This is a genomic window from Sinorhizobium arboris LMG 14919 (assembly GCF_000427465.1).
In the GTDB taxonomy this organism is placed as follows: Bacteria; Pseudomonadota; Alphaproteobacteria; order Rhizobiales; family Rhizobiaceae; genus Sinorhizobium; species Sinorhizobium arboris.
In genome coordinates this window covers 3,466-15,484 of sequence record NZ_KE386498.1, presented here as the reverse complement: position 1 = coordinate 15,484, position 12,019 = coordinate 3,466, and the positions used below count along the sequence as shown (strand labels likewise).

The 12,019-nt window shown below is 59.2% G+C and carries 5 protein-coding genes and 1 pseudogene; all 6 read left to right on the top strand.

What is annotated here, in order from left to right:
* The first annotated feature begins 31 nt into the window (after positions 1–31).
* Complete coding sequence (locus tag SINAR_RS01000000134605) at positions 32–4,204, top strand: non-ribosomal peptide synthetase (protein ID WP_050577673.1); 4,173 nt, start codon at positions 32–34, stop codon at positions 4,202–4,204.
* A complete protein-coding gene (locus SINAR_RS1000000136315) occupies positions 4,201–5,748 on the top strand; it encodes a hypothetical protein (RefSeq protein WP_084617871.1) in 1,548 nt (515 codons plus the stop codon). Before SINAR_RS01000000134605 ends, SINAR_RS1000000136315 begins: the two co-directional genes overlap by 4 nt.
* A 274-nt stretch (positions 5,749–6,022) precedes the next feature.
* Positions 6,023–6,424, top strand: coding sequence for a ParB N-terminal domain-containing protein (locus SINAR_RS0132835; protein ID WP_028002935.1), 402 nt, complete (start codon positions 6,023–6,025; stop codon positions 6,422–6,424).
* Positions 6,425–6,672: 248 nt separating this feature from the next.
* Positions 6,673–7,332, top strand: a complete 660-nt coding sequence (locus tag SINAR_RS0132830) for a hypothetical protein (protein ID WP_028002934.1) — start codon at positions 6,673–6,675, stop codon at positions 7,330–7,332.
* A 45-nt stretch (positions 7,333–7,377) separates the two neighbouring features.
* Positions 7,378–7,541 (top strand): annotated as a pseudogene (locus SINAR_RS1000000136310) (5-dehydro-4-deoxyglucarate dehydratase); the annotation flags it as partial.
* Positions 7,542–8,808: 1,267 nt separating this feature from the next.
* On the top strand, positions 8,809–12,019 hold a 3,211-nt coding region (locus tag SINAR_RS01000000134600; RefSeq protein WP_158500216.1), incomplete at its 3' end, for an amino acid adenylation domain-containing protein.

Below are 12,019 nucleotides of genomic sequence, written 5' to 3'. Positions count from 1 at the left end.
TCAGAAGCTGCTTTCTTCCTAGGACTCTGAAATGACCGATTTTGTCATCGACCAATTAGAAGAACTGGATTCAGGCAGCTTAGCTAAGCTCCTTTCCCTGGCCAGAGAGCGAAATCGAGCCCGCGACCTAAAAGCTACACTGATACCGAACATCAGCCGTGATGGTGCGCTTGCGCTGTCCTATTCGCAGCAGCGTCTCTGGTTCCTGTCGCAGTTGGACGAAGACAGCACGAACTATAACATTCCCCTGGGCTGGCGATTGCGGGGCAGGCTCGATCATGCCGCATGGCGGCGCAGCCTTGATCAGCTGTTTGCCCGTCACGAGGCGCTGCGCAGTGTCTTTGTCGCCCCTGAGGGCCGGCCCCGGGTCGAGCTGCTGCCGGCCGATGCCGGCCTGCCGGTGACAGAGCACGATCTGCAGGGGCTGCCGGATGCGGATGCCGTGCTTGCGGATCTCTACCATGATGAGGCGCGCACGCCGTTCGATCTGGCGCGCGGGCCGCTGATCCGCGGCCGCCTGATCCGGCGGGCGGATGACGATCACGTCTTCCTGCTGACGCAGCATCACATCGTCGCGGACGGCTGGTCGATGGGCGTGCTGATGCGCGAGCTTAGTCAGCTTTACCGGGCGTTTGCCTCTGGCCAGCAGAACCCGCTGGCGCCGCTGACCATCCAGTATCCGGACTATGCCGCCTGGCAACGGCAATGGTTGTCGGGCGAGCGGCTGCAGGCCCAGGCGCAGTATTGGCGCGACAGCCTGTCGGGTGCGCCGGCCCGTCTGGCGCTTCCGACCGACCGGCCGCGGCCGGCGCAGCAGTCGTTTGCCGGAGCCACCGTCCCTGTCGTCATCGATGCCGATCTGACGCGCGGGCTGAAGCGGCTGAGCCGGCAGCATGGCACGACCTTGTTCATGACGGTGCTGGCGGCCTGGGCGGCGGTGCTGTCGCGCCTGTCGGGGCAGGACGACCTTGTCATCGGCGTGCCGACGGCCAATCGTCGGCGCCGCGAGATCGAGGAGCTGATCGGCTTCTTCGTCAACACCCTGGCGGTTCGCATCGATCTGTCCGGCGAACCGAGCGTGTCCGATCTGCTGGAGCGGACGCGGCGCACGGCACTCGCCGCGCAGGAGCATCAGGACCTGCCGTTCGAGCAGGTGGTCGAGATCGTCCAGCCGCCCCGCGCCCTCGATCACACGCCGTTGTTCCAGGTGATGTTGGCCTGGCAGAATAACAGCGTCGGGTCATTGGACCTGCCGGGGCTGCGGGTGGAGGCTGCGGCGGAGGGGCTCGATCAGGTCAAGTTCGATCTGGAGCTGAACCTGGGGGATCAGGGCGAGGTCATCGCCGGGACTCTGGGCTATGCGACGGCGCTGTTCGACCGGGCGACGATCGAGCGGCAGCGCGGCTATCTGCTCGCCCTGCTGCGGGCGATGGTTGCCGATGCCGGGCAGTCGGTCGGCCGCATTGACATCCTGCCGGCCGACGAGCGTCGCTATCTGCTGGAGGAGCTGAACCGGACGGAAGCGGACTATCCCTCGGACCTGTGCGTGCACGAGCTGTTCGAGGCGCAGGTGCGCCGGGCGCCGGACGCCGTGGCGCTGGTCTTCGAAGGGCAGTCGATCTCCTATGATGCGCTCAATGACCGGGCGAATAGGCTGGCCCATCATCTGATCGGGCTTGGGGTCAAACCGGACGCGCGCATTGCGATCTGCGTCGAGCGCAGCCCGGCGATGGTGGTGGGGCTGCTGGCGATCCTGAAAGCGGGCGGCGCCTATGTACCGCTCGATCCGGCCTATCCGTCCGGCCGCCTGCGGCAGGTGCTCGACGATGCCGCCCCGCGGCTGCTGCTGTGCGATGCCGCCGGCCGCGAAGCGCTCGGCGCCGAGGCACTCGCCGATCTCAGCGTGATTGATCTGGATGCGGCCACCCCGGCCTGGGCGGAACTGCCGGCGTCGGATCCCGACCCGCGTGCCCTCGGCCTGACCTCCCGGCATCTCGCCTATGTCATCTACACCTCCGGCTCCACCGGAACGCCCAAGGGCGTCATGGTCGAGCATGCGCAAATTGTCCGTTTGTTTGAGGCGACACGGAGCTGGTACGATTTCAACGAGCGCGATGTCTGGTGCCTGTTTCATTCTTTCTCGTTCGACTTCTCGGTTTGGGAGTTGTGGGGAGCGCTGCGCTATGGTGGACGTCTGGTTCTCGTACCGAGGCATATAACTCGCTCTGCTCCCGACTTTTATAATCTGGTTTGCAAGTCAAGCGTCACGGTGCTCAACCAGACCCCTTCGGCGTTTAAAGCTCTGATCGAAGCCGAGCGTGAGAGTGGGGTTCGCAACCAGCTTCGCTATGTGATTTTTGGAGGCGAGGCCCTGGAGCCTTCCTCTCTGAGGCCGTGGTTCGAACGACATTCTGAGCATGCCCCACGGCTGATCAACATGTACGGCATCACAGAGACGACTGTCCATGTCACATATCGGCCTCTTAACAAGTCTGATACGTCCAGCTCATGCGGTCCGATCGGCGAACGGATCCCGGACCTTCGAATATATCTGCTGGATCAATTTGGTGCGCCCGTGCCTTTCGGGGCGGTTGGCGAGCTCTATATCGGCGGGGCAGGGGTTGCGCGCGGCTACCTCAACCGTCCGGAGCTGACGGCGGAGCGTTTCCTGGCCGATCCGTTCAGCGGGAAGGCGGATGACCGCATGTACCGGACCGGCGACCTGGCGCGCTATCTGCCGGACGGCAATCTCGAGTTTCTGGGCCGCAACGACGAGCAGGTGAAGATCCGCGGCTTCCGCATCGAGCCGGGCGAGATCGCCGCCCGGCTGCTGGAGCATGCGCTTGTCGGAGATGCGGCCGTGGTGGCGCGCCAGGATGCGACCGGCGACAAGCGGCTCGTCGCCTATGTGGTTGCGAAGACGCCGGATGGGTCGGACGAGGCCGATAGCGAGCTTGCCGCGGCGTTGCGGGCCCATCTGGTTGGCCTCCTGCCCGACTACATGGTGCCGTCGGCCTTCGTGCGGCTGGACGCACTGCCGCTGACNCCGAACGGCAAGCTNGACCGCAAGGCGCTGCCGGCNCCTGNCGACGAGGCCTATGCGCGCCGGGCTTTCGAGGCACCACGCGGCGAGATCGAGACGCTGCTGGCCGGAATCTGGGAAGAGCTTCTCGGCATCGAGCGGGTCGGCCGCCACGACAACTTCTTCGAGCTCGGCGGCCACTCGTTGCTGGCGGTGCGCATGCTTGCTCAAGCGCTAGGCGTTGGGATGAAGGTCAGCGCCAGCGATATTTTTAATGCCCCGATCCTCAAAGACCTCGCTCCAAAGATCGAGTTGGATTCATCCAGTTATACACCTGGGGTGCTACCGGTGCGCACGATAGGATCTCCAGCGCCTATCTTCTTTGTTCCGACTGGATACGGCGACTGCTCATATGTGTTCCCGTTAGTCAGAGAGATGGACATAGATTGCCCTGTCTACGCTTTGCCTTGGCCGCCCTTTGAAGAAGCTGCTCGACCAAGCCTTAAAGAGATTGCGGCAAACGTAACGCAGGCACTAAGGAAAGTGCAGCCACGGGGTCCATATCGATTTGCGGGATATTCCTCTGGGGCTGTACTGGCTTATGCAATCGCCGAACGCCTGCTCCATCTCCAAGAAACTGTTTCGTTTATTGCCCTCATCGATGTGCCACTGCCGGCTGCATCGCCCGGGATGACGGATACAGAAATCGCTTTGCAAATGATCTTTGAACCTCTGGAGTCGCTGAGTGATGAGGGGTTCGAAGTGCTGCGACGATCGGCCGGGCAGAGCTCAGTTAAGCAGTTGCTTGAGAAAGCGCAACAAATGGGTGCGGTCGTCGGCGGACCAGATCTCTACCGTAACGCCATCATGTACGCGCAATTTCACCAAGCCGTACACTCGTATCAGATGCCATCGCTGCCGGTCAGCGTGTACCAATTTTATGCTCTGGCGGACTCTCCCAGCCCAAGGCCGCAACTTCCGGCAACGCCGCATGCAAATTCTCCAATGCGCGGATGGGATCGAATTTTGGACGCGCAGTTCATTAAGGCTGTGCCCGTTCCAGGCGATCACGTGACGATGATGGATGTTCTGGAAAACCGGCGGGTCTTGGCGCACCAACTGTCAGCAGCCTTAAACAATTTGCCGATTACCCACCCGAACAGCAATCTGGATGTCAAATGACACAGCGGCTATCCAACGTGAATACTTATCTTCCTTCGACCGCTGAGTTGTTAACCTCGGGGGGTGACGAGCGGATCGAACTTGATGCTAGCCAAATGACAAACAAGTACGGTCGTAAACCAGTTCCCGACAGGGAATTATTCTCATTTGGTTCGGCAACCGCATCTACGATTTCTGACGTCGGATTTTCAGCTGCGGAAAGACTGCGCCAAAAGATATCGCAGACCTTGCCTGGACGGGCGCCGGAAGAAATCTATCTGGAAGAGATCGACAGAGTTCGTCACGAATTTATTCGCTTATGCGGTTTGGAACACATTGGAGGGATGGAAGTCATCGTTTCTCCTTCTGGCACCGACGCTCACATGCTTGCCTCCCAATTGGTTGCAGGAAGCTCCGTCGCAAAGACATTGGCGATTATGGTCCAGCCGGAAGAGACGGGGAGTGGGGTCGGTCATGCTCTGGCTGGCGGGATGCATTCTTCGCACCGCGAGAGTGGTGGAACAACGGTCAATTCAGCGGATCCCATTGATGTTAGGTCGATAGCAGTTCGCATGGAGGGTTCCAGGCTCCGACCTATCGCGGCCGTCGATGATGAACTCGAGGCAATAGTATCGGCTGCGATAACGCGATACGGTCGTATTTTGATTGTGTTGACTGACGTTTCGAAAACCGGAGTACTGGCTCCAACTCCGAGCAAGGCGCTGGATCTCAGGCGTCGCTGGCCTGACAGCGTTGAAATTCTCGTCGATGCATCTCAGTTTCGATTGGCACCGAAAACGCTGCAAACTTATCTTACCATCGGCTGCTTGGTGATCGTTACTGGATCCAAATTTTTGGGAGGTCCAGCCTTTTCGGCAATGCTCTTGGTTCCTGCGTCGATGGCAGGCCGCTTGAAGAAACTGCCACTACGTCCTATGCCCGGAGCGACGTGTTGCCGGGCAGACTGGCCACGAAACTGGACAGGCGCTCAGACACTCCCTGAAACCAGTAACTTAGGTTTACTTTTACGGTGGGAAGCCGCACTCGCCGAGCTGCGTGCTTTCCGTAGTGTTTCAGAGGAAGATATCCAACGGGTTGTGGTTGACTTTCATAAGGAGGTTACCTCCTGGCTGAACAATGCGCCTGATTTCCAGCTATTAGAGCAACCGACGTTACAACGCCATCTGCCAATCACCCACAATTCTTGGGACCAGCTACCGACGATTTTGCCTTTTATACTATTTCGCGTAAATCGACATGCGAGGAGAAATCCGCTGACCGCCCCGCAAACAAAGAGAATTTACGATCATTTATGCCAGGATTTGGCTACGAAAGCCAAGATGCCTGGTAGCACAATATTGTCAGTTCGTTGCGAAGTTGGACAACCGGTTCCTTGCGGCGAGCTTGAGGGCGTCCAGGTTGCTGCGTTGCGGCTTTGCCTTAGTGCACGCCTCATTGTGGAAGCCATCAACACAGGCGAACGAGGCATTAAGCGTTTGTTCGATCGAAGTCTGATGGCCTTGGAAAAGGTGGCCTTCCTCACGAGAAACTCATCTGCAGTCTGATAAGGCATCATCGCCGGAGGTTGGAAAAGGTATGCAGGAATTAAGAAGCTATTCTTTGAACACGCGTGATCCATCGGAACTTCGACATGGAGGAACGACGGTCACAACTCCACTGGACCTTGTTGTACCAATGAGCATTGCAAGCATAGTTGCCGGTAGGTTACCAAATGAGTGCCGGTTTAGTGCATGACGATCATGAGTTTCGCCCGCCATCGCTGAGACATCGAGATTTCCGCTAGACATCGGGCATTTTACTGTCGGACGTGACATGCTTATGCGCTACTATCTGTTACAGCCCAACAATTTGACCCCGACCGAAGAGGTTGATTGCCGACACGTTCTTGAGCTTGAAGAAGAGATTCTCCAAGCCAAATTCTGGAAGGCTCCAATTGCTGTCCATAAGGAAGCGCTTTTTGTAATGGATGGCCATCACAGGCTGGCTGTCGCCAAGCGGCTTCAATTGAGAGTATTGCCGGCAATCTTACTAGACTACCACGGTGTTCGTGTAGATGCTTGGCGCCCGGGAGAGATAGTTACTCCCGAGATCATTTTTGCTATGGCCCGCAGCGGAAGGAAGTTCCCTGCCAAGACAACCAAACATGTCTTCGACGCTCAGTTCCCCGAATGTAAAATCCCTTTGAGGGATCTCGGATATGATCGGGACAAGGGCCCCTAAAGGGCGCGAATTCCGACGTGAAGCGGTTTTCGACGATCGTTCTCTCTGGGTCGGCAACATTGGGTTCAAATGTGCCATTGCCCGCAAAGAGTAAGCTGCTGACTGGGGGGCAACTGATACGAATGAGCAAGTGAGACAGGGTTACGCGAGATAGAAGAATGAGCTTAAAAATATTTTCATTGCGGGAACGGCCCGATCTGATTCCCTCAGTTTTCTCCCCGGATTTCGATGCTCTTTGGCCCAACTTCATTCGCCAGGATCAAACTGCAAGGCTGTACTTTGGGAAAGCCGTATTTTTTAACTACCTAGACTATGCTTTTGTAGGACTTATGGATGAAGAGGCCGTTGCTCGTGCTTTCGGCGTGCCGTTTGCACTCAACGTTGATGGGCGTACCGAATTGCCTGACGGCGGTTGGGACCAAGTTATCCGCTGGGCGCATGAGGATAAACTTATTGGTCGCAAACCAACCACAATGAGTGCACTCGAAATCACCTTAGCGCCCAGAGCTCGAGGTATTGGCAATGCACTGGCAATGTTGGGCGCATTGAAGACCTGTGCCAGGCAAATGGGCTTCGACGAATTGTCTGTGCCGGTTCGTCCCAATCAAAAGCAACGAGACCCGCGGCTACCAATGGATGAGTACATCAAACTACAGCGTGCTGACGGTTCCGCAGTGGACTCCTGGTTGCGAACTCACATAACCGTCGGTGGGAGAATCTTAAAAATAGCGCCTTATTCCATGACCATCGCTGGGACAATTGCCGAATGGTCCAGTTGGACAGGAGTAGCGTTTGAACGTTCCGGCATGGTGGAAATTGATGGTGCACTAGTGCCAATGCTTGTGTCGCTTGAGCACAATTACGGCATATATGTTGAACCGAACGTATGGGTTCAACATGCGCTATGATAGTTTCTCGTTCGATGCAGAACGGCCCCGCGTACACGCCACTACGGCGGCCTCGGCCTGGTACGCCAGATCACTGCGAAGATCGGCGGCCGGCTCATGTATGTCGGCGGCATGCCGACGGCCGAGCTTTTCGCGGCGCCGATTTCACCACCTATTCGTCGGCCGTGTTCAATTTCATGCCGGCTCTCGCCAACGAGTTTTATGCAGCCTTCGCTGACAAGGTGATGGATCGACTCGACGAACTGCTTCCCTGGGAATTCCTCGCCGGTCGCCACCCTCTGCGCCGCGGTCGCTTGATAGCTACGATCACGTATGTCTTCACGCTGAACCATGTCGCGAAAGAGCTCGGTGAGGATCCTGAGCTAGGCGATCGTCAGCAATGACGATGTTCGAGCCGAAGGGTGGTACGACTTCCTGGACAGCTTTGTCGACGACGAAGAGCTTATCGCGTGCCACCTCAAGGCCAAGCACCGGCTACAACTTCAAAACTTCTCGCTCTTCACCAACTGGTTCAGGCAAGTCTTGTGGCTGCTTCTCACCTGACTGAACAGCACGCCCGATCGGGTCGCTGTTTGCCGCTCTTTGTTTACGAACGACTGAAAGCACATGACCAGTACTGATAAGGTCTTCTCTCGCCGCCGATTGCTGGTTCCAACCACCTAGCGACTGAATTCTGCGTAAAGCGGGATCCTCGGTGAATGCTTGTCGATCAACTCCCGGACCTTCCCTCCATAGGGAGGTTTTCTCTCTCCGATGCCCACGCATCCTCGAACCGCCGGACGGTTTCAGCTGCAGTGTCGATTACCAACTTTTCGGGCAGGAACGCTCTCGCCGCAAAATGGCGTAACTCATCCGATGTGAGTTCGTCCATACGCTTCGTTCTAGAGTACTTCAGGGCAGCCGTTTCGTCGCCGTCAATGTACGGTATGGTTGGCAATACAGAAAAATGATCACATTCGCGAAATGATACATATCTCTATATCGCCGCGCCCTCGCGCCGCATTTGAAGGAGCTGGTGGTTAGCGTTGTCGATCCGACACGTGTTGAACATGCGACCTCGCACTGTCGGTTTCATCCTATTGTTTGGAAAAACTTTTCTCCGTTGGCACGATCCATGCATCGTCATCGGCCAACGCGAATACTGACGAGAAATTGTTCCATGATCACGCTCACCAAACACTCCGACGAGGTCAAGGAACTGCGCACCGCTGATCCGATTGCTATTTCAGTGCATTTACTCCCGCACAAATCAGAGCAGGTGCGGCTGGTTTGAGCCGCTACTGGCGCGGCGCCTGGGATGGGAACAGCCGGTCGGCGAACTGCTGGAGGGTAGAGATGACGCGTTGCTCTTCGCCGGAACACGTAAGCCCTGACGAACTAAGTGGTCGGCATGGGCAACGCCCTGCGGCCCCTTCGAGACGCTCGAGCATGTTTATTGGCAGTGGCACGCTCGCTGTCAGGTGCGCTCGGCTCGCAATGGAGATGGGCCACGACATTCGCGCGGTGCTATCTGCCGACACCATATTCGCCGATTGGGCGGCTTGCGCCAACATCTCGGTTGTAGCCAGTGTTGAAGAGCTCTCAACGTTGCTTGCCACCGAGCCGGTGGAGTGGATTTTTTCCATCGCCAATCCGTTCCTGTTGCCGGCGGATGTTTTCGGACGAGCGCGTCAAGGCGCTTTCAACTATCACGACGGACCCTTGCCGCGATATGCGGGGACGCACGCGACGTTCTGGGCACTGCTGGCCCAGGAGAGCGAACATGCCATCACCTGGCATCGGATCGATGACGGTGTTGATACGGGGGATGTCGCGGTTCAGCGCCAGGTTGTGATTGCACCCAACGACACGGCGCTGAGCTTAAACCTCAAATGTTATGAAGCCGCTGTCGAGGGCTTTCGCGAGCTCTTGACCGGCTTAGCGAACGCAGAGCTCCGTCTCCGTCCGCAGGCACTGGCGGACAGAAGCTACTTTGCGGCGCGTCGACGTCCAGATGCTGCGGGCTGCCTGCGATGGCATCGATCCGCGCAGGACTTGTCGGCGATGACACGTGCCTTGGACTTTGGCCCGTATCATCCCAATCCATTGTGTCTGCCCAAGGCTCTCGCAGGCGATGATGTTGTCCTCGTCAGGCGTTTGGAGGTGCTGCCTCAACGCTCGGGTCTTCCGGCCGGCTGCCTGCTTGAACTCCACCCCAACCACTGGCGTGTGGCGACGGGTACGCAGGATGTTGATGTTTGGTTTGCCAGCTTGGATGGTCAGGCTGTGGACGCGCGAGCCCTCGCGAGGCACTGCGATTTCGACGTAGGCGATCGCCTTCCGATTCTGAGCGATGATCAGGCGCGCAGCCTAACTGCTGCACATGAGGAGATAGCACCTCGCGAGGATTTTTGGCGACAGCGGCTCGAGCAGCTTAAAATATTGCAGCTCCCTTTCTGGTCCTCTTGCGCAGCCGAGGCACCGCCCAAATGGGAGTCGAGTTCGTGGCAGGTAGCAAGTGCGTTGGCTGAGCTGCCTGCCAAGGATCGTTTGGAACGCCTGTTAGCGGCTTGGTTGGTCTATCTCGCCCGCATAGCGGGCGCAACAGAGTTTCAATTGGGATGGACGCCGGCGGCGAAAGCTTCGCGAGCAGGCTTGCCAGCGGTGGAGGCCCTGGTCGCTTCCGTCGTGCCGATGGAAATGACCATTGATCTAACCCATGATTTCGCAGCAGTGCGCAGGGCCGTGGCGGCCGAATGGGATCGGCTAAAGGAGCACGATAGCTTTGCACGGGATCTTATCGCGCGCTACCCGACCTTGCGGACTATGAAGGCGCTACTGTCGCGCCGGCCCTGGCCGATTGGCATCACGATTACCGCCAATAGCTGTTCTGCCGCTGGCGATCTGCCGTCGAGCCAAAGCGCTGGGGCGCCCCGATGCGGTGAGGTGCTGACATTTGAGGTTTGCGCTCTGGATGGGAGCTTCCGCTGGCATTTTGATGCCAATCGATTGGCACCTAAGCAGATCGATCGCATGGCGCAGCATCTGCAAAATCTCTTGAGTGGCGCGATCGCCGATGCCGGGCAGCCGGTCGGCCGCATCGACATCCTGCCGGCCGACGAGCGCCGCTATCTGCTGGAGGAGCTGAACCGGACGGACGCGGACTATCCGTCGGAGCTGTGCGTGCACGAGCTGTTCGAGGCGCAGGTGCGCCGGACGCCCGACGCGGTGGCGGTGGTCCATGAGGATGAAGAGCTGAGCTATGGCGCGCTGAACGCTGAGGCCAACCGGCTGGCCCATCATCTGATCGCGCTTAGGGTGAAGCCCGACCAGCCGGTGGCGATCTGCGTCGAGCGCAGCCCGGCGATGGTGGTGGGACTGCTGGCCATCCTCAAGGCCGGCGGCGCCTATCTGCCGCTCGACCCGGCCTATCCCTGCGCGCGACTGCGGCAGGTGCTCGACGATGCCGCCCCGCGGCTGCTGCTGTGCGACGCGGCCGGCCGCGCAGCGCTGGGCGCCGAGGCGATCACCAATGTGACGGCGGTCGACCTCAATGCGGCCACCCCGGTCTCGGCGAGGCTGCCGGCGTCGGATCCCGACCCGCGCGCTCTCGGCCTCGCCCCCAGCCATCTCGCCTACATCATCTACACCTCAGGCTCCACCGGAACGCCCAAGGGCGTCATGGTCGAGCATCGCGGGATGACCAATTATCTAAGCTGGGCTCGTGAGACCTACGCTCCCACATCCTCCTCCGTCGTCTCCTCTTCGCTCGCCTTCGATGCTACGGTCAACAGCCTGTTTGCGCCTTTGGTCTCTGGCGGCCATGCATTGCTTACGAAAGAGGGGGACGAGGTCGAGGGGATCAGGTCGAGGGTCGGCACCCGGTGCGGGCTGGTCAATGTCACCCCGACCCTTCTGGATGTTCTGGGGCAGCAGCTGCAGTCGGCTGGAGATGCCAGTCAGGTGGAGCTGTTCGTCATTGGCGGCGAGGCATTGTCGTCGTCGACGGTCGAGCTATGGCGTCAGATCCAGCCGGCGGCCAGAATGGTCAACGAGTATGGTCCGACGGAAGCGGTTGTCGGTTGTGCTTTCCATGACATCCCTGCAGACCTTTCCGCATCGACAAATGTGCCGATCGGCCGCCCAATCGCGAACACGCGGCTCTATCTGCTTGACGACCATGGTCAGCCTGTTCCGTTCGGGGCCGTTGGCGAGCTCTATATCGGCGGGGCAGGGGTTGCGCGCGGCTACCTCAATCGGCCCGAACTGACGGCGGAGCGGTTCCTGGCCGATCCGTTCAGCGGCGAGGCGGATGCCCGGATGTACCGCACCGGCGACCTGGCCCGCTATCTGCCGGATGGCAATCTGGAGTTTCTGGGCCGCAACGACGAGCAGGTGAAGATCCGCGGCTTCCGCATCGAGCCGGGCGAGATCTCCGCCCGGCTCTGCGAGCACGAGCTTGTCGGCGATGCGGCCGTCGTGGCGCGCGACGATCGCACCGGCGACAAGCGGCTTGTGGCCTATGTGGTTGCGAAGAGGACGGACGGGTCGGACAAAGCCGATGGCGCCGAGCTGGCGGCGGCGTTGCGGGCCCATCTCGGTGGCCTGCTGCCGGACTACATGGTGCCGGCCGCCTTCGTGCGGCTGGACGCACTGCCGCTGACACCGAACGGCAAGCTCGACCGCAAGGCGCTGCCGGCCCCTGCCG